Below are 26,102 nucleotides of genomic sequence, written 5' to 3'. Positions count from 1 at the left end.
GGAGTCAGGAGGGTCTCCGGACGCCACCCGGGTCTCATCCCGGCACGGTGGCCGCCTCCGCCTCTCCTGCCGCCTCTCCTGTCGCCGCCCGCAGTGCCAGCGCCGCGAGTGCCTCCGGCGCACCCGACTGTCCCCTGACACCGGGAAAGGCGTTGATGTCGACGATCAGCGGGGCACCGCCGCCCGCGTCGATCAGATCCACGCCGTAGACGTCGAGCGCGAAGACGGAGCCGACCCGGCGGACCAGGTCGAGCCATCCGCCGGGCAGATCGGCGAGGGCCAGCGGGAGGGTCGGACCACGGCTCCCGGAGCCAGGGCCGGGGTCGGGGCCTGGGTTGTGGTCGGCAGCGGTCACGGCTCCCGCTCCGGTCATATCTTGTGAGTCGGGCACGGACCGGGAATCGGGCTCGGACCGGGAATCGGGCTCGGACCGGGAATCGGGCTCGGACCGGGAATCGGCCAGCTCCGAGCGGCGCAGCGCCGCGAAGACCTGGCCGGCGATCACCCACAGCTTGTGGTCCCAGCCGCTGTTCGCGGTGAACGGCTGGACCACCACCGGCTCGTCGGGCCACTCCGCGCACAGTCGGCGCATCCGTACGGCGTCGTCGACGCGGGCGACCAGATCGTGCCGTCGGCTGTACCGGCTCTTGACCACAAGCGGATACGGTAGGGCCGGTTCCGCCGCGAGTTGGCGCAGGGCCGCCACCGTCCGGGTGCTCGCGAACGGCAGCCCCGCGGACCCGGCCAGCTCGGCCATCGCCGTACGGTCCTGGCAGAGCCCGGTCGCGGCGGCCGAGTTGACCACGGGAGCGCCGCGCTCCTCGAAGGACCGGGCCAGGGCCAGCGCGCGCGGTGTCCGTGCCTTGAGGAGATAGACATCGGCGAGCGCGCCCCCGGACACCGACGGCCGGGACGCGTCGTGCCCCGCCTCCGGATCGATCGAGTCCACCTCGTGCCGCGGTGTCAGCAGCGCGGTGGTGGCGGCCAGCAGCGGATGGCCGGGCCTGGATGTGATCAGACAGACCCTCATCTGCCGTCACCGGCCGCGGTGGCGCGGAACCGCACGGAAGCGCGTGCCGGTTCGGGGAGGGGGATGATCTCCGCCGTGCCCGGCTCCGTCCCGTCGGCGCTTGCCCCGGTTTCGTCGGCGCTCGCTCCGCTCCCGTCGGCGCTCGCTCCGCTCCCGTCGGCGCTTGCTCCGGTCCCGTCGGCGCTTGTCCCCGTCCGGTCAGTACTCGCCCCGGTCCCGTCGGCACTCGCTGCCGTCCGGTCGGTGCGCGGTCCTGTTCCATCAGTACGCGAACCGGCCTCGTCCATATCCGGTCCGGTCCTGCCCTCACCGGTCAGGGCCCCCGCCCCGCCCGTACCCGATACGGCCCCGCCCTCACGCGCCAGTACCAGTACGGCCCTTGCCACCCGTTCCGCCGCGTCGGGCACGAGCCGGAAGCTCGGGAAGTCGTTGACGTCGACGATCACCGGGCCGTCGGGGCCCAGCAGTACGTCCACGCCGTACAGATCGAGCCCGTACACGACCCCGACCTCCGCCGCCAACCTCGCGACCTCGGCGGACAGCGGTACCCGCCGCTCGTGCGCGGGCCGGTCGGGGTGGAGCGGTGAGCAGCGCTCGGTCGCGTACAACTCACCGCCGACGCAGTACACCTTGAGGTCGATCCCCGAGTTGCGCACATACGGCTGGGCGATCAGCATCCCCTCGCCGGACAGTTCGCCCGCCAACTCGGCCAGCCGGTCCGGCGAGGGCACCAGCCGTACCGCACGCCCCGAGCTTCCGTCGGCGGGCTTGACCACCAGCGGGAACTCCGTCTCCGGCAGCTCCCCCAAGGCCTCCGGCCGCGCCGCCGCGTACGTCACCGGCATCGGCAGCCCCCGGCTCCGTCCGATCACCGCCGCCAGTACCTTGTCCCGCACACCACGGATCGACCGCGCGTCATTGACCGTTGTCAGCCCGACCGCCGCCGCCGCTTCGAGCAGCGAAAGCCCCGGTCCCCCCGACACCGTCTTGAGCACCCAGGCGTCATGGCTGCCCGTCCGCACCGCATCCGACAGCCGCACCAGCGAACTGCCGGGCCGCAGCACATCCACCCGGTGTCCCCAGGCGGTGAGTTGGCGGATCACCTCCACGGGCATCCCGTCGTACCGGTACTGCTCCTCCACCAGAAAGCAGAGTCTCATCGATCTTCCTCGTAACCCCGGACGTCCGAGCGTCCTGTCCGGCACTCTGTGGAACCCTCACCGGCCATGATCCGCCCTTTCCCGGCCATCGCCCCCACCAGGGCCGCCCGACACCCCCGCCGGGCGGCCCGACACACCCACGGGATGTTCGGACATCTCCGTCAGGTGCGCCCGGCATCGCCGGTGCCGCCGGGGCGTCCGTGTTGCCCCAAGAGGCAGGGCGGAGTGCCCCCGGGCCGTGGAGACCGGGGCTGGACGGTCCGCCGCGCGCGCCGCGAGGGTGGGACGGTGGAGGTATCGGACAGACCGGCAGGCTGAGCGGAGAGGTCCGGGGAGACCGCTATGCGCGCACACGACCAGGAGTACGAGCAAGGCCACGAGCACGACGAGTCCTTCCGGTCCGCGAGGACCACGGGCACGGCGGACATGGTGGACGGAGCGGGCGGGGCGGACGCTCGGGAGTCCGCCGGCGCCGCGCGTCTCTTCGAGGCCGCCGCGACGGGACGGTCCGATGTGGTCGGACCCGCCGGTATGGCGGGCCTCCAACGGGCCGTCGGCAACAGCGCCGTGGGATCGATGCTCGCCATGAGCCGCGCGTCCACCGGAGCCGGGGAAGCGGAGGCCGAGGAACCCCAGGCGGAGACGCGGACCGAGGAGGGACGCTCCTCTGTGCACGACGTCGTCTCCTCCGGTGGCGGACAGCCCCTCGACACCGACACCCGCACCGACATGGAGACGCGGATGGGCGCCGACTTCTCCGACGTACGCGTGCACACCGACTCGGCGGCGCACGAGTCCGCGAAGGATGTCGGGGCGCACGCCTACACCGTGGGCAACCATGTGGTCTTCCAGCGGGACAGTTACGATCCGTCGTCGCCCGGCGGACGCACCACCCTGGCACATGAGTTGACGCATGTGGTGCAGCAGCGGAACGGGCCCGTCGAGGGTATGGAGGCGCCCGGCGGTATCCGGGTGAGTGATCCGTCCGACCGGTTCGAGCAGGAGGCCGTCGCCAACGCCGACCGGGTGCTGTCCGAGCCGAGCCCGGCGCCAGCTCCTGCTCCTGCTCCTGCTCCTGCTCCTGCTCCTGCCGCGGACGTGCAGTCCGTGCGATCCGTGCAGTCCCTGCCTGCCGCGCCTTCGGTGCCGTCCGTACAACGCCAGGACGCGGAGGGCGAGGACGAGGAACCGGCCGATGTACAGGGCTCCTTCGTCCAGCGGGCGGAGGAGGGGGCCGAGGAGGAGGAAGAGGCTCCGCCCGCCTGACCGCGCCCTCTCCGTCCTCCCGGCCGTCTCCGCCCTCTCCGCCCTCCCGGCTCTCCCGGCCGTCCCGGCCGTCTCTTCGGCTCTCCGTCGGCCGTCTCCCTCCGCGCGCGCCGCGTCACGCGCCCCCGACCCGCCGGTCCGCTACTGCGCCGCGCCTGTCCGGAGCGTGCCGCCCAGCAGCAGCGACTCCGCGCACCTCGACGGCGTCGGCGCCTGCACGGGCCTGCCCACCTGCCGGCAGTCGACGGTCATGGCGATCTCGCCACCCGCCGGCACCAGGATCGGTGTGACGAAGTGGTAGTCGGTGTCACGGAAGTTCTCCAGGGCCAGCCGCAGAACGGGAGCGTCCTGGCTGGAGACGACCAGTGTGCCGGCGTCACCCTGCGGGTTCTGCACCACGATGTCGGTGAGTTCGAACGTACTGCCCGCGGGCACCTGATACGCCGATCCCCTGCTCGTTCCGCCGCCGACCGCGTCCCTGACCTCGACCCGTGCGCTGGTGGGGGCGCCCGCGCCCTGCGCGCTGCCGGCCCCTGATCCGGCATTCGCCCCGGCCCCGGCCCCCGCTCCCGAGCTGCTCTGCTGTCCCTCTCCCGACGCTCCTCCGTCGGCTCCGGCCGTCGAGCCGCCGTTCGCCGCGCCGGTGCCCCCGTCCGCGGCCCCGGCGTCCGGTGAAGGAGTGCGCTGCGCGGCGGACGCGACCACCTCCGGGGTCACCGCCTCCCTGGCCGTCGACTTCACCGCCGGCCGGAGCAGCCCGTACCAGAGACCCACCAGCGCGAGGATCACCACCGCGGCGAGGATCAGCGCGCGAGGCAGCCAGCGCGGCAGGATGGCCTGCTGCTCGTACGAGCCGTCCAGGACAAGCGGCTCGAATTGCGGCCGGGTCTCCTGCCGGACGTCCCGCTGACCGTCCGGCCGACCGTCCGGCCGACCGTCTTGCCCACCATCCTGCCGACCGTCCGTCACCCGCGGTGCCACGAACGCCTGGAACGGATGCGTCACCGGCGTTCCGCGCCAGATCCGCTTGGCCGGCCGTACCCGTAACTTCCCGAAGTCCGCGTGTCCCGCCGGGATCACCAGCTCCGTGGCGGCGAAGTCGACCCGCGCGCGTTCGGAGCCGGTGCGGGCGCTCAGCTGTACGGTCACCGGAGCGTTCCCCCGGTTGTCCACGGCGAGCTGATGCCGCCCGCGACGGGCGCCGGCCGAGCCGCGCGGCACGAGTTCCGCCGTCACCTCGGTGAACGGCGCCACGGTCACCCGGCCTTCGGGCACCACCGCCTCGCCCGGCTCGCTCGTCGGCAGCACACGTACACCGAAAGGGGTCTCCCCCGCGGGCACCGACGGGTCGCGCGGCGGGCTCAGCCGCAGCGCGACGGTACCGGAGGCTCCCGGATAGAGGGACAGGGTCGGGGGTTCCACCGTCGACCAGGCCGCGCAGGCCCCGACCACCTCGAAGCGGTACTCCTCGACGGTGCTGCCGGAATTCAGGATCTGTAGGGGTACGTCCGTCGCCCCGCCCGGCTCGGCGGTGACAGTCGCTGCGTCGAGGCTCGCCGTAACACTCATGGCCCGCACGGTAGGACCGCTCACAGTCGCGAACAGCGGCCGGACAGGAACACTTTCGGGCAGATGTGATGCCCATCCAGTGGAGCTGATTTCGTCTCAGCCGTTGATGGGAAAGGAGTCACTACCGATGCGTATGGCGACTGAGACCGAAGCCGCACAGGTCCGATTCCGCCCACGATGACGCCATCGGTTCGCATATGCGGAGGGGGAAATTCATGACAGAACGCACCATTGTCGGTTTATGCGCGCAGGATCCGATCTCCCAGGCCGGGGTGGCGAGCCAATTGCGGACCAGACCGGAGGTGAAGCTGGCCGGCGGCGACGAGGGAGAGGTCGCTCCGGAGGTGGTCGTGGTGGTGGTGGACGTGATCGACGACGAAGCGTTGCGGATGCTGCGCAACATCCAGCGCAGCGGTACCTCCCGCGGCGTGCTGGTCGCCACCGAGATCGATGAACAGAAGCTGGTCAGCGCCGCGGAGTGCGGTGTGGCGGGCGTGGTACGGCGCTCCGAGGCGACATCCGAGCATCTCGTACGGGTCATTGTCGCGGTGGCGAACGGGGAGGGGCATGTGCCCGCCGACCTCCTCGGCAAGCTGCTCGAACAGGTGGGGAAATTGCAGGGGCAGGTGCTCGGGCCCCGTGGTCTGCACTTCACGGGCCTGTCGTCGCGGGAGATCGACGTACTGCGGCTGGTCGCCGAGGGGTATGACACCGCCGACATCGCGATGAAGCTCGCCTACTCGGAACGCACGATAAAGAACGTGCTCCACGCGGTGATGACCCGGCTGCAATTGCGTAATCGTTCCCATGCGGTGGCGTACGCGCTGCGTCAGGGTCTGATCTGAGCTGATCGGGACACGGACGCGGTACGGCACCGGGCAGCGCCGGAAGGGACCGACCCGCGGGTGGCGGTTGCTCTTACCGTTCGCGAAACGCCCGCCGCGACGCTCGTCGAACGGCACACGGTACAGCTCGTCGAACGGCACAACGAACGGCACGTGGTACAGCTCGTCGAACGGCAATCGAACGGCACATCGAACGGTTCAACTCGGAACCACTGCCCGAAAGTGCAGAGTCGGGTTCCCGCAGGACTGACTCGCGCCCCTCTGCCCGCGGGGGCGCGAGCAGGGGATGGTGAGGGTCGGCGTGCCGATCTGGGGAGGGTTCCGTGCGGCGGTCTCAGCGATCCGGGGGGTCGGCGCGGACGCGGCTCCGGCAACCGGCACGGATACGGACACGGACACGGCGGACGCGGTGGCCGGCACGGACGCCACAGACGCGGTGGCCCGTACGCACACGGCAGACACACCGACCGCGCGTCGGGGCCGCTCTGCGCGTGCTCCCCTTCGTACTGCTCCTGCTGGCGGTCGGGAGCCTGCCCAGCACCGCCGCCGCGCCGGTCGCGGCCGTTCCCGAACCGCCCGTCACACCGGCCGTGGTGGAGGAGAGCCTGGACCCGGGTGGCATCCTCGCCGTCGACAAGCGGGTCCGCACGCCCGCCATCCCTCCGAAGCCCGACATCGTGCTGCTGGTGGACGGCACGCGCAGTATGGAGGGCGACCCCCTGGAGAGCGTGCGGACCAATCTCAACCTGATCACCAGCAGGGTGCTCGGCGAGCAGCCCGAGTCCAGGTTCGCCGTCGCCTCCTTCGGTGACCAGGAAGGCGACGGCGAGAACGTCTACACCGTGCACCAGCCGCTGACGGCGGACCTCACCGAGGTGCAGGAGGGCGTGGACGACCTCCCCACCGACCGTGGCCGACTGAGCCGGGGCCCCTCGGAGGACTGGGGAAACGCGCTGTGGGAGATCGCGCACGGCAGCGACGGCCGGACCGTGTTCCGCGAGGACGCGAGCCCGGTGGTCGTTCTGGTGGGTGACGCCTCCACCCACGATCCGAGCATGGAGCACTCCCTCACCGATACGATCTCCGCCCTCCAAAGCCAGAACGTCCGGGTACTGGCCGTGGACGTGGCGACCGACATCGGTGACGGGCTGAACGGCAACGGCGACGCGGGCGACCCCGACTACATCGAGGACCCGCTGCACGAGCCGGGCCAGGCCACCCGGGTCGTGGAGGCGACCAATGGCAGGCTCCTCGAAGGCATCGAGGAACAGGCCGTGGCCGAGGCCATCGCCGAAGGCCTCGCCAATCTGCCCACCTCGGTCGCCTACCAGCTCGACGACTGCGACCCCGCCCTCACCGTCACCCTCGAACCGCCCGTCCGGAACCTCGTCAGCGGCGGGACCGCGGCCTTCGACGAGACCGTGGAGGTCGCCGAGGACGCTCCGCAGGGGGCGACGCTGACCTGTACGGTCCAGTTCCTGCTGGGCGCCGACATGGCCGGTACGGGAGGCGCGGGCCCGACCGCCGTACCGGATCCCGCGCTGACGCAGACGATCAGTATCGGCGTCAATGACGTCGAGGCGCCGGTGGTCACCGTGGACGACCGTACGGTGCGGACCAGGAACCCGGACGGCGCCCGCGTCTCGTTCACCGTCACCGCCGAGGACGCCCACGACGGCCCGCTGCCCGCCCGGTGCGCGCCCGCCTCCGGCTCGCTCTTCCCGGTCGGCCGTACGACGGTCACCTGCTCGGCCACCGACTCGAACGGCAACACCGGTACCGATACGGCGGCGGTGGAGGTGCTGGAGGAGCCCGTTCCGCCGCTGCCGCCCCTTCCGCCGACGGCCGATGTCGCCGTGGACGTACGGATCGAGCCGCAGCGTACGTACACCGGGCGCGACGCCCGCGCCCGTTTCGTCCTCACCAACGCGGGACCGGACACGGCGACCGGTGTCATCCTCACCACCGCCTGGCCCAGGACACCCGACCCCGGCAGGCGCACCCTGGCGGGACTGCCCCGCTGCACGCCGACCGCGCCGTGCACCATCCGGCCGGGTGGCCGTATCGAGGTCACGCAGACGGCCACGTACCGGACGGCGATCAGCGCGGACGTGCACGGGAGCGTCGTCGCCACGCTCCCCGACCGGCGGGCGGCCGACAACAGGGACCAGGCGCGGCTGCGTGTCCTCCAGCCGAGGCTGACGGTCACTCCGGCGGTCGCCACACCGGGACAGGTCGTCCTGGCGCGCGGCACGGACTTCCCGCCGGGGGCGCGCGTACGGCTGAGCTGGAGCGCGGGCATCACGGCCGCGGGAGCACCGGTGACGGTCGGCGGCGACGGTACCTTCGACGCGCAGATGTTGGTGCTGCGCAAGGACCGGCTCGGGCAGCGGCGGCTCCGCGCGGATGTCACGGATCTCGACCGGCTGGAGAAACCGGTGCTGGTGGTCCAACGCAAGCTCCAGCCACCGGATTTCGCGGGGCGCGGATGACGGGGGTCCGCAGGGTCTCGATGACGGGGGTCCGCAGGGCCCGGACGGCACTTCGCCGGGGACGGGCGACGGGGGTCCGGTCGTGATCCATGAGGTGGACGACGCGCTGCGCGCACTGCTCAGGGCCGAGGTGCTCGAAGGCGCCCAGATCGCGGTGGTGTTCGACGCGCCGACCCGCGACTGGGCCGCCAAGGTCAACGCGCCGACGGTCAATCTGTATCTGTACGACATCCGCGAGGACATGCGGCGGCGCGAGCGCGGACTGTACAACGAGTACGACGAACACGGCACCGTCGTCGCACGCCGCAGACCGCCGCGTTTCTTCAAGCTCTCGTATCTGATCACGGCCTGGACCAAGCGCCCCGAGGACGAACACCGGCTGCTCTCCTCGCTCCTGGGCTGTCTGCTGCGGTACGAGGCGCTGCCGCCCGCGCGGTTGACGGGTGCCCTCGGGGAGATCGGAGTCGCCGTACCGATGACCATCGCGCTGCCCCCGCCGGAGGACCGCTCCTTCGCGGATGTGTGGAGCGCGCTCGGCGGGGAGTTGAAGCCGTCGCTGGATCTGGTGGTGAGTGTGCCGGTGACGGAGTCGCCGACGTATCCGGCGGGTCCGCCCGTGGGCGACGAGGGACTGCACGCGCGCTTCGGGGACCACGCGCCGGAGGGGCGAGAGCGTACGGATACGAGGCGGGCGGGTGCGACACGGGCGGGTGCGACGCCGCCGACGCGGCCGATGCCGGGGCGCGGGGCGATCCCGGTGTACGGGCGCGGGGCGGGAGACAGGGGCGGGGTGGGAGACGGGCGCGAGTCGGACGCTCCGGCCGGTTCGGATCCCGCAGCCGGTACCGCGCACCCGGGCCTGTCACTCCGCATCACGGAGACCAGAGGCGATGTCTGACGAGCCTCAGCGGTACGAGGACCCGAACCTGAGGCACCTGCTGGCCCGTGCCGTCGTCGTGGAACAACGCATTCGCCGTGCGGTGGAGGCGCGTCAGCTCACCGATCCCCACCCGGACGACGCGTTCCGCGGCCTGTACCTCACCGAGGAGACGATCACACGGCTGCTGGACGAGGGCCGTACGTTCCCGGTGCCGGACGGGGCCGAGGCCTCGGTACCGACATCGACACTGGCGCCGACTGGCGAGCCTCCGTCCCGGCTGACGTCCCTGGCAAGGGAGTTCGGTCTGTCGCCCCTCGATGTGGAGATCCTGCTCATCGCGCTCGTACCGGATCTGGACGACCGCTTCGAGGCGTTCTACGGCTACCTCAACGACGATGTGACCCGCCGCCGTCCGAGCATCGGTCTCGCCCTCGGACTCTGCGGCCTACCGCCGGCCGACGCGAGCGCCCGCGCCCGACTGGGCCCGCACGCGCCACTGCGTTCCGGCGGGCTGCTGCTGGTGGAGGAGGCGGAACGGCCCTTTCTGGGGCGGGCGTTACGGGTTCCCGACCGGGTCACCATGCATCTGCTCGGCGACGACACGCCCGATCCACGGCTGGCGGATCTGCTGGCGCCCTGGCACGCGGTCGAGGGGGTCGGCGATCCGGGGCCGCTGGCTCGTACGCTCGGTTCGGGCGTCCATCTCGCGTATCTCCGCGAGGACCAGGGCGGCGCGGGTACGGCGGTGGCCGCGTCCGCGCTGAGCCTCGCGGGGCGGGGCGTACTGGGCCTCGACCTGTCCCGGCTGGCGGAGGACCCGACGCCGGTCGAAGCGGTACGGGCGCTGGTGCGCGAGGCGCGGCTGACGGGAGCGGGGCTGATCTGCGCGCCGCTGGACGCGCTGGCCCGTGACCGGCCGGAACTGCTGCGTCTGCTGACCGGTACTCCACTGCCCACCGTGCTCGTCGGCCGGGTTCCATGGGACGCGGCCTGGTCGGCCCGTCCGCCGCTGCTCCTGCACGCGCCGCGAGTGGAACCGTCCGTACGGGCCGCGCTGTGGCAGGACGTGTACACCTCCCCCGTACCGCCCGGCCTCGACATCTCCGTACTGCTCTCCCCGTTCCTCCTCACCCCGGACCAGATCGAGGGCGCGGCACACGGCGCGGCTCAGACGGCCCGGCTGGACGGCGGGATGCTCACCCCCGACCACGTACGGCAGGGCGCCCGCGCCCAGAACGCCGCGGGCCTGGACCGGCTGGCCCGCCGTATCGAGCCCGCCGTGACCTGGTCCGATCTGGTCCTTCCCCCCGACACCCACGCCCAGCTCCGCGAACTGACCGCCCGCGCCCGCTACCGCGACCAGGTCCTCGGCGCATGGGGCATGCGGCCCGGCGGCGGACGCGGCCGGGGAGTATCGGCGCTCTTCGCCGGTGACTCGGGCACCGGCAAGACGATGTCGGCCGAGGTGATCGCGGCCGATCTGGGCCTGGACCTCTACACGGTCGACCTCGCCACGGTGATCGACAAGTACGTCGGCGAGACCGAGAAGAACCTGGAACGCATCTTCTCCGAAGCGGCCGGCGTGAACGGCGTCCTGCTCTTCGACGAGGCGGACGCGATCTTCGGCAAACGCTCCGAGGTCAAGGACGCCCATGACCGCTACGCCAACGTCGAGAGCGCGTATCTCCTGCAACGCATGGAGTCCTTCGACGGACTGGCCATCCTGGCCACCAATCTCCGCGCCAACCTCGACGACGCCTTCACCCGCCGTCTGGACCTGGTCATCGACTTCCCCATCCCGGACCCGGCCCAGCGCCGCCTCCTCTGGGACCGCTCCCTGGGCCCCACCCTCCCCCGCGCCCCCGACCTGGACCTGGACTTCTGCGCGGAATCCTTCGAACTGGCAGGCGGCAACATCCGCTCCGTAGCGGTCACCGCGGCCTACCTCGCAGCCGAATCGGCCACCCCGGTCTCCATGCCCACCCTGATCCACGCGATCCAACGCGAATACCAAAAACTGGGCCGCCTGACCCTGGCCTCGGAGTTCGGCCCGTACGTACACCTACTGACGTGAGCCATCACAACATCAGACAGCGACGAGGGTGACCCGTCCTCCGCAGAGCTTGGCCATGTCGTCCACATCCGAGGTGAGCATCACCACCGGCCCGGTCTGATGCATCGCCGTGACGGCGACCATCGCGTCGATGGCGTACTTGTGGCCGTGCAGTCCGGTCTCCTGGAGCAACTGCGCGGCTTCCTTGGACCACCCCACGCTCAGCGGCTCCACACGCACCTGCGAGAGGACATAGTTCCAGTGAGCGCGCTTGATCCGACCGTGCTGGGCTTCGATGAGAGTGGCGCCGCTGACCACGCGATCAGCCCCACGGTCCAGCGCCGACCGGACCAGGTTCAACACCGCCCGGTCCTGCTCCAGGTAGAGCGACAGCCCCTGACTGTCCAGAACGAGGCTTCCCCCGCCCGTCAGCCGGCCTCGCGCCACTGCCCCTCCCGCTCCTCGGCCCGCGCCCAGACGTCTGCGGCTTCCCGCTTCTCCTCGCCGGTGAAGGCACCATGCTCCTGCTCGTACTCCGCGAGGTACTCATGCGTGGCCTGATTACGCAGATGCTCCTCGACAGCCGCAGCCACTATGGCCGACACACCACGCCCACCGGCACTGTCCCTGAGGGCCCGAACAGTGCCCTCAGGAAGCGACACACTGATCGCCTTCGCCGGCCCCTCACCAATCCCTGGTCCCGCCTGCTCATCCGCCATGAGACAAGTTTAGCAATCGATTTCACAAACAGCAGACCCGGCGGTACGCACAACGGCTCGGGTGCCGTTGAAGTCCGCGAGGATCTCCAAGCTGCCACCGAGCGCCGCGACCTGAGCAGTGATCGTTCAGACCTCGGTTGCCGACACCGGCTCCAGTCCCACCAGCACACAAGCGCCCACTTCGCCCCTGCGCGGCCCGAGCTGCCTGCACACTTCGGCAACCTTGTACGAACGGACCGGGGGTCACCATGCGCCGAGCCCCAGCCGTAATCTCACCGAAGTCTAGGGATCAAAAACCCGGCATCTTACACTGTCGCGTTCCAAGAGTGCCGCAGGCAACGCAGTCACGTCGTTTTGCTTCATCGGTAGGGTTCAGGCAGGAACGCCCACTGATCAACCGGCCGACCATGCGGAAGGAATGCAAGCTGCGGCATCATCTCAAGCAAGTAGGCAGCAACCCTGGATGAGACCAATGGCATGCCCTGGCCGTACACAGTGCTCCAAGACCATTGGCGTGGCTTGCAGTCGAAGCTCAGATCAAAGGCGTAATTCGGTCGCACGAACCGCAACTTTCCGTCGACCCACCGGGAGGCACGACCACAGACCTCGCAGGGTTCAGGTCCGAAGGGATAAGCGGGACCGCCAAGTGAAGCCTCCGACCAGATGAGAAGGGCATCACCCTGAGGGTCCAAGGGATGGGTGACCAACCCATCACTCAATCCTTCGGCCCGCAGGCCGGCAACCAGATCCGGCCGCGCTGCCACGCAACTGGTGCTGAGGTAGCAGAGAGGAATCTGCTCAAGTTTGCCCATCAGGAGAGAAACACTATCGGCATCGACATCTACCGACGGCCGCACCGAGATAATGGGCAAGTTGCACCCGTGGCAAGGTTGTGATCGCGTGAGATCCCCCTTCCCACCCCGCCAGGACAGCCACCCTGGCATCTCCGAGCACCAGTACGGCTCTCTACGAGGAGGCAGCGGCTCATCCCAGACGGTAATTCCACGCTCCCCGATATCATCGATGCCATGGTCGTGCAGCCACCGACGCAGGATGGGCACATCGGAGAACTCAGCTTCGGGTACGTCCCACTCCACTTGGACCAACCGTCGACTTTCCGGCCGTGGCGCAGTACCAGCAGCGTCAACTAAGACTGGATCAGCACTAATACGATAGATGCGTACGGTCATGCGACCTCCGCCATCTTGAGTAGGTGTTTTTCCGCTTCGTCAGTGAACGCTTTCAGCGCCTGCTGACCGACCTCACCAAACGGTTCAAAAATCTTCTTGTACGCCTCTATTATCAAAGGGTTTAGTCTATCCACGGCATCCGGGGAAACTCTAGTCTCCGCGTCCCAAGCCTCCCTCTTATTGATACTGACACCTGGGAAGTTCGCCCGGATGAGTCGATTGAGTTCCTGATGGAAACCGCCGGGGAAGTTCTCGTCATCAGTAGAAATACCGTCGAAGTTGTGCAATATTCGAGGCAGGTAGATAACAGTCTGATTAAATTCCCCACCGAGCCATTGAGGCCACGCATGGTGCCACTCAGGCTGCAGGATATTATTACGCCACCATTCTAGAGACTTCCCCACTGCCGGATCAGTGGCCTTTGCGGCCTCGCCTTGAAGATAGTCTGTAATCCTCTTTGCCGAGGCCGGCTCCAACTGAATGCGAACGGCATCGGTCCCCTGAGGAATGGCGAGCTTCGCCTGTGCAAGCAACCGTAAAACGTGCGCACGGATTTCCTTTGACAGTTCCGGCGGAGGCGGCGAACCGACTCCCATCTCGATCCGCTTTATCATGGTCTCTCGGATCCGATTGGCTGCGCTTGGTTCGACCAAGCCAAGCCAGATCATCTCCTGAACTCTCTCGACCGGGGGTGGGCTGGCATCGAACGGTTTATCCTTCTGGTGTATCTGCGTCTTGTAGTTGATCAGATACCTTTCCGCCCCAGCGCGGTCAATCCCGCCGTTTGGGTTTACAGATTTCAGTGTGGCTTTGATCCTTTCACGTACAGGGGACGCCGCAGTCACGCACGACACCTCTGCAGCAATTAGCGCACTGCGGGTTTCTTCCACTGCCCAGGAATGAGTGAAAGACTTACCGAAGCCGTGCGACTGATTTAACGGAACCGAATGCATATCAGCTAGGGTACCGTCACGCCCCTTCATCATATCTTGAGCGGAATCCCACCGTTGCGGCAGTTCAGAGGCGAGCCCCTTCAACGCACTCTCAATCGCCGGACGCGCCGCTTTATGGGTACGCGCCAGTTCGGACGAAAATCTTTTCAACGGATCCGAGTCGATCGTGCTCTTAGGTGAACCCTTCTTCATTTTTGGCGGCGACGCAGTATAAACATAGTCCCATGTATGGCCGCCGTCTACGACCGTGAGCGACTTGAAGACAGAATGATCGCGCTTCACGCCAGTCGCAACGTCCATGGCGTCCTCTTGCGAGATTTCGCCGTTCTTCAACCGAGACCGTTGTTCCCTATCAATCTGCGTTAATCCTTTCCTTATCCTAGCCCTCTTGTCTCCTTCTTCCCGTTTATTATCGTGCTTGAGTTTCTCCTTACCGAGAGGGCGCTTTGGCTCGTTCCGAAACTTCTTAGCCGCTCTGGCTATTTTGTCGACCAGTTTGTCTATGGCTCGGTTTACCGGGCGGGAGACCTTTTGGAAGGCCTGGCGGACCTTGTTGGCCAGGCCGCCTATGCCCAGTAGGGAGGCCAGGAGGCCGATCAGGAGGGGGATGCTGGTGGCGAGGGCTGTTTCTATGGCTTTGGGGACGCCTGCCTGGGCGCCGTTGGCTATGGCTATGACCGCGTCGAGGACCGCGTTCACGAAGGCGGCTATCTGCGCGCCCTGGGTCACGATGAAGGTGACGATGTCGATGATTGCCTTGACGGCGCGGATGAAGGCGGAGGCGGGGTTGAGGAGGGAGAGGATCCAGGTGATGCCCGCGATGAGGACCGTGGGGATGAGGTAGGACTTGAGGTCGTCGAGGATCGTGGTTTTGAGGTCGCCCGTCTCGGCGGTTATTTCCTGGGCGGCGCCGGCCGGGCCCTCGCGGGCCAGGGCGCCGGCGACCGGGACGGATTGTTCGACCTTGGCCATCGCCTGTTCGGGGACGCCCTTGCGGGTGATGCGGGCGCGGATGTTGTCCCAGGTCAGACCTAGGAGCGAGGCGATGAGCTGGATGATGCCCTTCAGGTCGAAGCGCGAAGGGATCGCCAGGCCGGTGCTGACCGCCGTGCCCAGGAGCCAGGAGACCAGACCGGTCTTGAGGTGATCGGCGATGTTCCCGATGAACAGGTTCAGGCCCGCGCCGACGGAGGAGACCAGATTCCTGAGGAAGCCGATCGGGTCCTTGATGATCTTTGTAATGGCGCTCGCGGCCTTGGCGAGAATGCCCATCAGGAGGTTCTTGAGCTCCATGATCGTCTGAATGACGCCGACCACGGCGTCCACGACCATCGCGATCAGGCCCTTGTTCTCCTCTTCGAGCTTCTTGATCTCCTCGTCGACCGAGTTGAGGGCCTCGGTGTATTTCTGGGCCAGGGTCTGCACCAGTTCCTGGGACTTGTCGTTGACCTGCGACTCCAGGTCGTCGAACTTCCCCGCGAAATCGGCCGCCGCCTCCTCGCCGAACTGCCGCAGATCCGCCGGGAGCCGGTCGACCTCCGCCTTCAGTTCATCGCGGCCCGTGGCGATACGGATCTTGGCCCGGCCCAGTTCGGTGCCGATCGTGTCGGCGATCGTCGAGATGACCGCCTGCATCTTCGTCACATACAGCTCACGTGACTTCTTGAAGATGTCCAGGCCCTCCTGGGGCAGGCCCTTCAGCTTGTCCCTGCCCCAGCGGAACGGGCCCCGCCAGCCCGAATAGCGCCTGTCCTTGTACTCCTTCATCCGCCGTTTGTGATCGGCGGTGAAATCGTCGCGGGCCCTCTTCTCGCCCTCCGTGAACTGCCGGTCGACCTTCCCGTCCAGATCGCCGAGGATCTTCTCGACATCCTTCTGCGTGGCGTCGAAGACTTTCTGAAGTCTGGCGGTGACCTGCTCGCGCTTCTTCTCGTCCGCCGACTTCGTCTCGCCCTTTCCGCTGTCCACCGCGCGGCCCGCGGCGCCGCGGTCCGCGGTCATGGCGTTCATCGCCTGCGCGCCCGACGCCGCCGCGCCCGCCTTCGCCGCCGCGAGCTGCTCGGCCTCGGCGGCCCGGCCCTTGGCAGGAACGGCGGCGGTCTGCTGCTCGCCCTTCTTCTTCTCCGCCAGCGCGCGGTCGAACTGCGGCTCGTTGCCCCGGGCCAGCTGCTCCTCGGTCACCTCGGCATCGGCCATCTGCTGATCGACCTGCCGCGGGCCCTCGGAGAAGTCCAGAACCTCGTCCGGCTGCCGGGCCGGCACCGCGTCCGCCGCACTGGGCGCGCCAGGATTGCCCGGAGGCTGGTCCGGGCTCATCGGCGTGACCTGCTTCTCCTTGGCCCGCGAGGTGTCCGGAGCGGCCGTGGTGGCGGTCTCGATCTCCTCGGCGGAGGACTCCTTGCCGTCCTTGACCTTGCCGTCCACCGAATCCTTGATGGAGTCGGCCCGGCCAGAGTCCGCGAAACCGTCGGCCTCTTCGAGGTTCTTCGGCGCCTGCGCCGCGATCGCCTCGTTCACCGCCCCGATGAACGCGCCCTTGTCGAACTCGCCCGGCTTCGCGTCGTTCATCTTCTCGGCGTTGGCCGCCTTGCCCTGCGCCTGCCTGTCGTCCGGCGGGGCCAGCGCCGCGTCCTGCGCCGACCTCGACTCCAACGCCGCCGGCCGATGCCGCTTGAGCTTCGTCTGCTTCGCCGCGACGTCCGAACGCACCCTGCGGAAGCCCGGCGCCTGCGACGGCGGCGGCTTGACCACCTCGGCATACCGCTGCGCCACCAGCCGCGCCACCGCCGCGTTCCCGGCGCCCGCCTGAAGCCGCCGCACACTCCGCACATCCAGACCCGGGCCGGTGGGGGATACCGCTGGGGTGGTGGTGCCCGTGTCGGACAAGGAGCCCGGCACATCCGCGAGCGGCACATCCGCGCGCGACACATCCGCGCGCGCGACGTCCGTCTGCCGCGTCGCGGCGGTGCGCGCCGCCACGGCGGAGCTCTTGTCCGGAGTCGCCTTCACCGTCGCTCCGGGCCGCGGATCGCCGACATGTCAGCCAGGGTGCGGGGCCGGACCGTACCCGGAGCAGCACGCGCGGGACAGCACCGAGGGCAGTGTTCACTGCCCGATCAGATGGCCCGACGGCTCTGCCTCTTCGGGCAGTCGGTTCGGTACGGCGAGGCGGCCGTACGCCCGTTCCCGGTGATCGCCCCCACGGCGAGAATCACCCCCGTCCCCTGGTCAAGACGCCCTCGTTCCCGGTCAAGGAGAGTCGCATGCCGTCGTATCTGTCCCCGGGCGTCTATGTGGAAGAGATCCAGTCGGGCTCCCGGCCGATCGAGGGCGTGGGTACGTCCGTCGCCGCCTTTGTCGGCTTCGCCCAGCGCGGTCCTTTCAACGAACCGACGCTGATCACCAACTGGACCCAATTCGTCAGCCTCTTCGGAGAGTTCGTCGAAGGGGCCTATCTCGCCTCCTCCGTCTACGGCTTCTTCGCCAATGGCGGTGGCATCTGCTATGTCATCCGCGTCGGCGGCGGTGGCGGTACGGGCGGGGGCGACGGCGAGGGATCCGGGGCCGGGACAGCCGGGAAGCTGCCAGCCGGTTCGGAAAGTACGGACGGTACAGGCGGTACGGACGGTACAGAGGCGCGGCTCGGGCCGTACACCGTACGGGCGCTGCCCGGTGTGACCGGCGAGATCACCGTCTCGGTGGCCGATCCCGAGGGCGAGGACCCGCCCCAGGACGTGTTCACCCTGGTGGTGGCGCGCGACGGCAAGGTCGTGGAGACCTATCCAGCCGTCTCGTCCAAGCGCAGCAAGGACAATGTCGCCTCGCAGGTGAGGGCTCGGTCGCAACTGATCGAGATCCGCGAGCCTGGGCGCGGGCCCGCGCCCACCAGGCCCGAGGCCCAGAGCGTGACGCTCCGCCCCGCGGACGACGCCGGCGGCGCGTCCGGTCCGCTGTCGGCGGAGGAGTACGTCGGTGACCCCGACCGGCGCACGGGTCTGGGCGCGCTGGAGGCGATCGACGAGGTCACCATGGTCGCCGTACCGGATCTGATGAGCGCCTACGAACGCGGCGATCTGGATCTGGAGTCCGTGGTCTCGGTGCAGCGAAGCCTGATCGACCACTGCGAGCTGATGGGGGACCGGATCGCGATCCTCGACCCGCCGCCCGGTCTCAGCCCCCAGCAGATCAAGGGCTGGCGGACGGAGACGACCGGCTTCGACTCAAGGTTCGCGACGCTCTACTACCCGTGGATCAAGGTCTTCGACCCGGCGGTCGGCCGTAACGCCTTTGTGCCGCCGAGCGGTCATGTCGCCGGGGTATGGGCCCGTAACGACGCCTCCCGTGGAGTCCACAAGGCCCCCGCGAACGAAGTCCTACGCGGAGCGGTCTCCCTCCAGACCCAACTGACCAAGAACGAGCACGATCTGCTCAACCCGATCGGTCTCAACTGCATCCGTGCCTTTCCGGGGCGCGGTATCCGGGTCTGGGGCGCGCGCACCCTGGCCGCGGACCCCGCCTGGCGCTATCTGAATGTACGACGGCTCTTCAACTATCTGGAGGAGTCGATCCTGGCCGGTACCCAGTGGGTCGTCTTCGAGCCGAACGACGACGCGCTGTGGGCACGTATCCGGCGTACGGTCTCGGCCTTCCTGGTGAACGAGTGGCGCAGGGGCGCGCTGTTCGGGCTGACGCCGGACGAGGCGTTCTACGTCAAGTGCGACCGCGAGACGAACCCGCCCGAGAGCATCGACGCCGGACAGGTCATCTGCGAGATCGGCGTGGCACCGGTGAAGCCGGCCGAGTTCGTGGTGTTCCGGCTCTCCCAACTGACCGGCGGAACCGGCGCGGTCGATGAGTGAGACGGGCGAGACGGGCGAGACGCGCGAGACGAGATGGCCAAGACGCGCGAGGACGGTCCGGATGCCCGGCAGCGGATGACCAGTAGCGCCAACAGCGAGTGCTTAGGAGGCTGGTAGTGCCACTTCCCGATCTCGACAGTTCCGTCGGACACTCCTTCGGTCTGGAATTCGACAGCGTCCTCATCAAGCAGATTACCGAGGTGAGTGGTCTGAAGATGGAACAGGACGTCATCGAGCTGAAGCAGAACACCGCCGACGGAAAGTACGCCATCAAGAAGCTGCCGGGGCGCCCCAAGGCGGGTGAGGTCACCGTCAGCCGCGGACTGACCGAGGACAACAGCTTCGAGCAGTGGATCAAGGACTCCCGGTTCGGCCGGATGACGGACGCCCGGCGCAACGGAGCGATCATCGTCTACGACTACGAGGGCATCGCGATCAAGCGCTACAAGCTGATCAACGCCTGGCCCAAGTCCCTGGAGATCGGCACGCTGAAGGCGGGCGACACCTCCGTTCTCACGGAGAAGCTGGCCATCACCTACGAGAGCATGGAAGTCGACTGATGCGGCGCGTGCTGTCCCCCGCCGCACGGCCGGACGACGACACCGCACCGGGCAGGCCGGGTAGGTCGGGCAGGTCGGGCAGGTCGGGCAGGTCGGGCAGGTCGGACGATCAGGAGCGGGAACGGGAACGGGAACGGAGTCAGGACCGGGAACACCGTGACGGCCACGGGGCTCGCGAGACTCTGCGTACCGAGTTCCCGTTCGAGCTGCCACGGGGATACGTGGACGGGTCCGGCACCGTGCATCGCTCGGGGGTGATGCGACTGGCCACCGCCCGCGACGAGCTGATCCCGCTCAGGGACGACCGGGTACGGGAGAACGCCGCGTATCTGTCGGTCGTACTGATCGCCCGCGTGGTCAGCAGGATCGGCACCGTCGAGGACATCCATCCGGGCGTCATCGAGGACCTGTTCGCCTCCGATCTCGCCTTCTTGCAGGACTTCTACCGTCGGATCAACGCCGAGGGGCACACCCGGGCCGCCGTCACCTGCCCGTCCTGCCAGGAGAGCTTCGCCGTGGATCTCGCCGGAGGTGGTCGCCCGGGGGAATCGTGACGTACGCGGCCGACCTGCTCTACGAGGAGGTCGCGTACCTCGCCTACCACTTCCACTGGCCGCTCGACCAGTTGCTCGACCTGGAGCACGGCGAACGGCTGAAGTACGTCGCACAGATCGCCCGGCTCACCGGGCAGTAGGGCAGAGCGGGGCGAGAGGGGGGACGAGGCACTATGGGACTGCTTTCCTGGCTGCGCGGCGACCGGGCCGAGCTGTCGGACTCACCGAACGCTACGAACTCATCGGACTCATCGGGCGCGACGCACACGGTGGACGCGACGCACGCGGTCGACGCGGTGGACGCCACCGACACGGCCCGCGGCGCGGCGCGCGACGCGTCCGCGCCCGAACGCCCGGTGGCCGGCTGGCGCGAACTCCCCCCGGTGCAGCGCGCTGTGACCGCTCCCGGGCTGGTGACGGACCCCGACGGCTTCCGCAGCTCACTCAGCAGTTGGCAGGACACGACGCTCACAACTCCCCTCGGGCATCTGGTCAGCCCGCAGGCGCCCTCCGGACTGATGCACGGGCTTGTCGCGTCCAGCGGTCCGACGACGGTGAGCCGCGATGCCGATGGCCGAGGTGAGAGTGTTGTCGTCGCCTCCTGGCCCACGGCTGCGGGACGGATACAGGCGCAGGGACGGATACAGGCGCAAGGGCGGATACAGGCGCGGGCACAGCCCGCAGCCGTGCCCCTGCAACGGAGCGCAGCCCTCGACTCGTTGGTCTCGGCCGGGGCTTCGCCCGCTGAACTGCCCGTACGCCAACTGGTGGGTGAACGCCGTGTCGAGCCTTCGCTGCCCCAACCGTCCGAGCGGTCCGGGGCGTCCAGGCCGTCTGGAACGTACGGGCCGTCCGGAACACCTGAACCTTCCGCGACTCCCCCCATACCCGCGATGCCCTCAGCGACCGCGCTGTCCGGATCCGCCACCCCGCCCGTACGGGACAGCTCCCGTACGCCGGGACTCGGCGCGCCGCTGACCGGGCTGCCGCCCACCGCACAACGGCAGATCGCCGCCCGTGCCCCCGGGCCGACCGCCGAACCGAACGAACCGACCGGCCCCGGCTCCGACCCCGGCCCCGGCTCTTCACCGGACGCGGAAACTCCGGCACGGCCGCTCCTGGGCAATGCGCCATCCCTCGTACAACGGCAGACACAACACGTACCCCGGCACACCGCACCGCCGTCGCCCGACCGCGCGCCCGTACCGATCCAACGCCTCGACGGCCCGGACACACTTCGCCACCGCACGGGTCATCCCACCGAAACAGCGTCCGGGCCGGTGGCGCCGCTCGTCGCACAACGAGCGGTACCCCTCTTCGCCACCGGGCCGGACGCGCCCACGTCATCCCTCATGGCTTCGGTCTCCGGGGGTACGGAACCCGAACCGTCCGTCGTACCGGTCCGCTGGTCCGCCCCACACCCGGAGACGGCACTCCAGCGCTCGTACGGCGCGGGCGACCGAGCGGCCCGTACGGCGATGGCGCCCACATCGACACACGCACCGCGCGCAGTGCAGCGACAGCAACAGAAACCAAGGCAAGGACAGGGGCAAGGACAAGACCAGAAGCAGGGGCAGGGACAGCGACAGCCGCAGACCTTCGGAGGCCCTCCGCCGCCCCGGTCGGTGTCCGGCTCCCTCCCTGGCCCCGCCCCGGCGTTCTCCGACGCCGGTTCCGTCGCCGTCGCCGCCGGGGTGGCCCAGCGAATGGCCGACGGCAGCGTGGTCTTCGGCGGACCGGCAACGGCCCGCACAGCCGAAGCAGCCCAGGTCCTCCAAGCCGCCCAGGCCGCCCGATCGGTCCAGCGCCAAGCCATGACCGCCGATACACCACCGGAACCGATCCCCGAACCCACGCCCATCCCCGAGGGATCCGAGGAATCCGAGGGAACCGGGGAACCCGCCTCCGATCCCGACCCCGCGTTCCCCGACGGTGTCAGCGCCGTACCGCCCGGAACCATGGGGTCCGCCGCGGCAGGCTCTTCGGCCAACGGCAGCCCGCCCGTCACCGACGAGCTCGTACGAGCCCTGTACGCGCCCCTCAGCCGACTGCTCAAGGCAGACCTGCGGCTGGAACGCGAACGCGCCGGATTCCTGATCAACACCAGACACTGAACCGACATCAGGCACTGAGAGGTCCGCCAAGTGACAGCTCCCATGACAACGACCGACAACGACGATCCGGCCGTCAGCGTCTGTTTCGTCGTCACGATCGACGACATCGAACTCGGCTCGTTCAACACCTGTGACGGTCTCGGCTGTGAAGTGGTGCTCGAAGCGCGCGAGGAGGGCGGCAACAACGGCCATGTCTGGCAGCTCCCCACCCGTCTCAAGTACTCGAACGTGAAGCTCTCCCGGCCGCTGACCCGCGAGACCGAGAAGGTCGCCAAATGGTTCGCCAGCATGACCACCGGCTTCAGCCGTAAGACCGCGCATATCGAGGCCCGCACGGGCGACGGCCGCAAGGTCGCCCAGTGGGGACTGCTGGAGGTCGTACCGGTGCGCTGGACCGGCCCGTCGTTCACGCCGGAGTCGCCCAAGGTGGCGATCGAGACGATCGAGATCGCCCACCACGGCTATGTGATGGAGGGCTGAGAGCGGTGAGCGGGCCCATCGCGTTCAGTGCCGCCGGCACCTCCGGTACGTCGTCCTCCGCCCGTGCGGCGGGATCGGCGCGGCCCAAGCTGGAGCACGCGTATCTGGAGCTGCGTACCCCGCCGGCCGGCGGCGGTCTCACACCCGGCGGGCCCTACGGCCGTATCGACTTCCAGTTCAACCCGAAGGAACTGAGCCTGACCAAGGCGGCGGCCTGGAAACGTACGCCCGCCAAGGGGGCGAAGAGTTCCGGGCCGCCGGAGTACCAGGGCCCGCAGCCCAGCAAGCTCACCGTGGAGATGTTCTTCGACGCGAGCGACACCCAGGACAGCAGTGTCGTGACCTCGGTCGAGAAGCTCTTCGCCTGCTGTGTGCCGACCAACGAGACCCGGCAGCAGCAGCGGTCCTCGCCGCCCTGGGTGGTCTTCCACTGGGGCGGACTCACCGGCTTTCCCGGCTATGTCAGCCAAGTGCAGGCGAAATACACCCTCTTCACCACCTCCGGCGTGCCGATCCGGGCGCTGTGCCAGGTGACGATGGAGGAGATCAGCGGTGAGACTCCCGGCCAGAACCCGACGTCGGGAGCGCTGGCGGCACGGCGGGTGCACCGCGTGGGCGCCGGGGACTCGCTCCCCGGACTGGCCCATCGCGAGTACGGGGATCCGGCCGCCTGGCGGGTCATCGCCGAGGCGAACGGGATCGACGATCCGATGCGGCTGACCAACGGCCAGGAGCTGCTGCTGCCCGCCCTCGACGAGCTGGGGCGGCTCCAGGACCGCAATTCCGGACGCGAACGCCCGAGGTAGGCGACCGGCACACCAGGCGAACAGAGTTGAACCGATTTGCGCCGAGCTGAACCGAGTCGAACCGAGGCAAGAGGTACGAGGCACGAGGCAAGTGGCACGAGGTGCCCGGTACGAGGTAAGGGGTGGTGAGCGCGGATGGCCCAGCAGAGTGTCGCCAAGACGCTGGTGGTCGAGTTCGAGGGCAGCCCGCTGCCGCCCGCGCTCGCCGGCACCCTCGTCGAGGGGTACGTGGACGACAGCCGCACGCTGCCGGATCTCTTCGTCCTGCGCTTCCGCGATCCCGACCGGGTACTGCTGGAACGGACCGGGCTCAAGATCGGCGGTGAGGTCCGGCTGCTGGCCCATGCCGGCGCCGGTCCCTCCCCCACCCCGCTGCTGACGGGGGTGGTGACCGCGCTGGAGCTGGAGATCGACGACACCGGCACCTTCACGGTGGTACGCGGGCTCGACGAGTCGCACCGGCTCTTCCGGGGCCGCCGGGTCGCCGGCTACCAGAACATGACGCTCGCCGATATCTGCGCGCGGGTGGCGCAGCGGGCGGGGCTGCGTCCGGGCACGGTGGATGTGGCGGGGCCCGTGCTCGAACATGTCGCCCAGCCCAACATCAGCGACTGGGAGTTCGTCCGGGGACTGGCCGAGGAGGCCGGCGCGCAGGCGTATGTCCTGGACGGCGAGCTGCACATCACCAGGCCCGCCGAGGCGTCCGGCGCGCCGGACGGTTCCGCGCGCGCCGAGCAGAATCCGCTGGTCCTGGAGATGGGGAGCAATCTGATCCGCTGCCGGGCCGGGGTGTCGTCGGCCGAGCAGGTCTCCGAGGTGGAGGTACGCGGCTGGGACGTGGCCGCCAAGCAGCCGCTCGTGGGCCGGGCACCGGCGGGCAGTACGTCGACACTCGACCTGGGGGTGACGGCCGCCGAGGTGTCCGCGCCCTTCGGCGAGGCGAGCTTCGTCGTCACGGACGCGTCGTACGGGACACAGGCCCAGGTGGACCAGGCGGCGAAGGCACTGGCGGAGCGGATCGCGGGGTCCTTCGCCGAGCTGGAGGCGGTGATCCGGGGCAACCCGGAGGTACGGGCGGGCAGCGCGGTGGCGCTCAACGCCGTGGGGGCGCCCTTCGAGGGGCGTTATACGGTCACGTCCTCGCGGCATGTCTTCGACTCCGTACGCGGCTACGAGACCTGGATCACCGTCTCGGGGCAGCAGGAGCGTTCCCTCTTCGGTCTGACGGGCGGCGGCGCGGGTCCGGCCGGCGGGGGCGGCGGTCCGGCGGCGGGCGGACGCTGCGCGGGACTGGTCAACGGGACGGTGACGGACACCCAGGATCCGGAGGGGCTGGGGCGGGTGAAGGTCCGGTTCCCCTGGCTGTCGGACGAGTACGCGAGCGACTGGGCGCGTACGGCGCAGTCCGGCGGTACGAGCGGCGGTGAGGCGTTCATCCCCGAGGTGGGGGACGAAGTGCTGGTCGGTTTCGAGCAGGGGCATCTCGACCGGCCGTATGTCCTGGCGGGTCTCTACAACGGTCAGGACAGACCGGCCCAGGGCGGCGGCGCAGGCGGCGCGAGCGGCTCAGGAAACCCCGGTGCAGCAGGCAGCACAGGCGGCCCCGGCGCAACAGGCGGCACGGGCAGCTCAAGCGGAACAGGCGCAGGCGGAGGCGCAGGCACATCCGCAGGCACATCCGCAGGCGCCGAGCTGGTCGATCCGACGACCGGCGCCGTCAACCGCCGTGCCTTCGCCTCCAGGAGCGGCAATCAACTGGAGCTGCTGGACGCGGCGAACGGCCCGCAGGGCGTACGACTCCTCACGGGCGACGGCAAGTTGAAGATCGACCTCGACCGCAGAGGTACCACCATCGTCGTCAACAGCGACGGCAGCGTGGAGATCGAGGCACGCCAACAGGTGTCGATCAAGGCGGGCAGCGGCGTGGCGATGGACGCGGGACAGGGTGTGCTCGAACTCAGCGGCGACTCCGTGAAGCTGACGGCGCGTACGGGAGTCCAGGTGGACGGCGGGACCGGCCGGCTCCAGCTGGCGACCGGTGGCACGCTCGATGTGCAGGGCGGCCAGGTCGCGGTCAACGGCACCTCACGCACCGAGATCAAGGGCGGCAGCACCTGCTCCATCAGCGCACCACTCGTCAAGATCAACTGAAGCAGGACACAGAGAGCACGCAGGACACAGAGGGCACGCACCGCACGACAGAGGGCACACACCGCACGGAGGGCACGCACAGCTCGTACGACACGCACCGCACGCGGAACACACGAGAGGAGCACCCGGACATGTCGGCAGCCGCACGCGTCGGCGACCCCACCGGCCACCCGGGCACGGTCGGCCCGCCCGGTGTGCCGTCGGTACTGATCGGCGGCAGACCGGCCGCCACGGTCGGCACCCCTCACCACTGCTCCGTACCGCCACCGGCCGTCCATCCGCCGTCCGCGATCGCGGGACCGGGCAGCTCGACCGTACTGATCGGTGGCAGCCCGGCCGCCCGCGTCGGCGACCTGTCGGCCTGCGGCTCACCCGTCGTGTCCGGCTGTCCGAGCGTCGACATAGGGGGCTGAACGCCGGC

At 69.1% G+C, this 26,102-nt stretch carries 21 protein-coding genes; 14 read left to right on the top strand and 7 right to left on the bottom strand.

The window, feature by feature from the left end:
- Nucleotides 1–34 precede the first annotated feature (34 nt).
- Nucleotides 35–1,030: a RimK family alpha-L-glutamate ligase gene (locus tag OG214_RS32765; RefSeq protein WP_405986754.1), complete on the bottom strand. Its 996-nt coding sequence runs from the start codon at nucleotides 1,028–1,030 to the stop codon at nucleotides 35–37.
- Nucleotides 1,027–2,190 (bottom strand): RimK family alpha-L-glutamate ligase, encoded by a 1,164-nt coding sequence (locus OG214_RS32760; protein ID WP_405986753.1) that lies wholly within the window; start codon nucleotides 2,188–2,190, stop codon nucleotides 1,027–1,029. The genes OG214_RS32765 and OG214_RS32760 overlap by 4 nt, the downstream gene beginning before the upstream one ends.
- 342 nt (nucleotides 2,191–2,532) lie before the next feature.
- On the opposite strand from OG214_RS32760, the gene OG214_RS32755 reads away from it, so the two are divergent.
- Nucleotides 2,533–3,456, top strand: coding sequence for a DUF4157 domain-containing protein (locus OG214_RS32755; RefSeq protein ID WP_405986752.1), 924 nt, complete (start codon nucleotides 2,533–2,535; stop codon nucleotides 3,454–3,456).
- A 141-nt stretch (nucleotides 3,457–3,597) separates the two neighbouring features.
- On the opposite strand, the gene OG214_RS32750 is transcribed toward OG214_RS32755, so the two are convergent.
- On the bottom strand, nucleotides 3,598–5,025 hold the full coding sequence (locus OG214_RS32750; RefSeq protein WP_405986751.1) for a hypothetical protein: 1,428 nt from the start codon (nucleotides 5,023–5,025) through the stop codon (nucleotides 3,598–3,600).
- 215 nt (nucleotides 5,026–5,240) lie between these two features.
- Here OG214_RS32750 and OG214_RS32745 point away from each other — a divergent pair, with 215 nt between their 5' ends.
- The 4 genes from OG214_RS32745 to OG214_RS32730 all read left to right on the top strand — a co-directional run bounded on the left by OG214_RS32745 (nucleotide 5,241) and on the right by OG214_RS32730 (nucleotide 11,316).
- Nucleotides 5,241–5,870, top strand: coding sequence for a response regulator transcription factor (locus tag OG214_RS32745; RefSeq protein ID WP_405986750.1), 630 nt, complete (start codon nucleotides 5,241–5,243; stop codon nucleotides 5,868–5,870).
- Between the two features lie 491 nt (nucleotides 5,871–6,361).
- Entirely contained in the window at nucleotides 6,362–8,362 is a 2,001-nt protein-coding gene (locus OG214_RS32740) for a VWA domain-containing protein (RefSeq protein WP_405986749.1), read from the top strand.
- Nucleotides 8,363–8,444: 82 nt separating this feature from the next.
- Nucleotides 8,445–9,260: a DUF4255 domain-containing protein gene (locus OG214_RS32735; protein ID WP_405986748.1), complete on the top strand. Its 816-nt coding sequence runs from the start codon at nucleotides 8,445–8,447 to the stop codon at nucleotides 9,258–9,260.
- Nucleotides 9,253–11,316: an AAA family ATPase gene (locus OG214_RS32730; protein ID WP_405986747.1), complete on the top strand. Its 2,064-nt coding sequence runs from the start codon at nucleotides 9,253–9,255 to the stop codon at nucleotides 11,314–11,316. Before OG214_RS32735 ends, OG214_RS32730 begins: the two co-directional genes overlap by 8 nt.
- Nucleotides 11,317–11,328: 12 nt before the next feature.
- Here OG214_RS32730 and OG214_RS32725 read toward each other — a convergent pair whose 3' ends face one another.
- From OG214_RS32725 to OG214_RS32710, 4 genes are all read right to left on the bottom strand, one after another.
- Nucleotides 11,329–11,742: a PIN domain-containing protein gene (locus OG214_RS32725; RefSeq protein ID WP_405986746.1), complete on the bottom strand. Its 414-nt coding sequence runs from the start codon at nucleotides 11,740–11,742 to the stop codon at nucleotides 11,329–11,331.
- Nucleotides 11,724–11,888, bottom strand: a complete 165-nt coding sequence (locus OG214_RS32720) for a hypothetical protein (protein WP_405986745.1) — start codon at nucleotides 11,886–11,888, stop codon at nucleotides 11,724–11,726. The genes OG214_RS32725 and OG214_RS32720 overlap by 19 nt, the downstream gene beginning before the upstream one ends.
- A gap of 485 nt (nucleotides 11,889–12,373) precedes the next feature.
- On the bottom strand, nucleotides 12,374–12,886 hold the full coding sequence (locus OG214_RS32715; RefSeq protein ID WP_405986744.1) for a hypothetical protein: 513 nt from the start codon (nucleotides 12,884–12,886) through the stop codon (nucleotides 12,374–12,376).
- 314 nt (nucleotides 12,887–13,200) lie between these two features.
- Nucleotides 13,201–17,166 (bottom strand): hypothetical protein, encoded by a 3,966-nt coding sequence (locus OG214_RS32710; protein ID WP_405986743.1) that lies wholly within the window; start codon nucleotides 17,164–17,166, stop codon nucleotides 13,201–13,203.
- A gap of 254 nt (nucleotides 17,167–17,420) precedes the next feature.
- On the opposite strand from OG214_RS32710, the gene OG214_RS32705 reads away from it, so the two are divergent.
- The 9 genes from OG214_RS32705 (at nucleotide 17,421) to OG214_RS32665 (ending at nucleotide 26,094) form a co-directional block, all read left to right on the top strand.
- The gene (locus tag OG214_RS32705) at nucleotides 17,421–19,016 is read left to right on the top strand and encodes a phage tail sheath family protein (protein ID WP_405986742.1); all 1,596 of its coding nucleotides are present in this window, start codon (nucleotides 17,421–17,423) and stop codon (nucleotides 19,014–19,016) included.
- 116 nt (nucleotides 19,017–19,132) lie between these two features.
- Nucleotides 19,133–19,576, top strand: a complete 444-nt coding sequence (locus OG214_RS32700) for a phage tail protein (RefSeq protein WP_093595899.1) — start codon at nucleotides 19,133–19,135, stop codon at nucleotides 19,574–19,576.
- On the top strand, nucleotides 19,576–20,130 hold the full coding sequence (locus tag OG214_RS32695) for a hypothetical protein (RefSeq protein ID WP_405986741.1): 555 nt from the start codon (nucleotides 19,576–19,578) through the stop codon (nucleotides 20,128–20,130). Before OG214_RS32700 ends, OG214_RS32695 begins: the two co-directional genes overlap by 1 nt.
- Entirely contained in the window at nucleotides 20,127–20,270 is a 144-nt protein-coding gene (locus tag OG214_RS32690; protein ID WP_405986740.1) for a DUF6760 family protein, read from the top strand. Before OG214_RS32695 ends, OG214_RS32690 begins: the two co-directional genes overlap by 4 nt.
- A 33-nt stretch (nucleotides 20,271–20,303) precedes the next feature.
- Entirely contained in the window at nucleotides 20,304–22,244 is a 1,941-nt protein-coding gene (locus tag OG214_RS32685) for a hypothetical protein (protein ID WP_405986739.1), read from the top strand.
- Between the two features lie 42 nt (nucleotides 22,245–22,286).
- Entirely contained in the window at nucleotides 22,287–22,724 is a 438-nt protein-coding gene (locus OG214_RS32680; protein WP_382855307.1) for a phage tail protein, read from the top strand.
- 5 nt (nucleotides 22,725–22,729) lie between these two features.
- Nucleotides 22,730–23,530 carry a peptidase M23 gene (locus OG214_RS32675; RefSeq protein WP_405986738.1) on the top strand — a complete coding sequence of 267 codons (801 nt, stop codon included), beginning with the start codon at nucleotides 22,730–22,732 and terminating at the stop codon, nucleotides 23,528–23,530.
- Between the two features lie 135 nt (nucleotides 23,531–23,665).
- Nucleotides 23,666–25,681 carry a VgrG-related protein gene (locus tag OG214_RS32670; protein WP_405986737.1) on the top strand — a complete coding sequence of 672 codons (2,016 nt, stop codon included), beginning with the start codon at nucleotides 23,666–23,668 and terminating at the stop codon, nucleotides 25,679–25,681.
- Between the two features lie 131 nt (nucleotides 25,682–25,812).
- Complete coding sequence (locus tag OG214_RS32665; protein WP_363082798.1) at nucleotides 25,813–26,094, top strand: PAAR domain-containing protein; 282 nt, start codon at nucleotides 25,813–25,815, stop codon at nucleotides 26,092–26,094.
- Nucleotides 26,095–26,102: the final 8 nt, after the last annotated feature.

It is taken from the genome of Streptomyces sp. NBC_00872, assembly GCF_045161915.1.
Taxonomy (GTDB): Bacteria; Actinomycetota; Actinomycetes; order Streptomycetales; family Streptomycetaceae; genus Streptomyces.
This window is presented reverse-complemented; position numbering and strand designations above follow the sequence as displayed.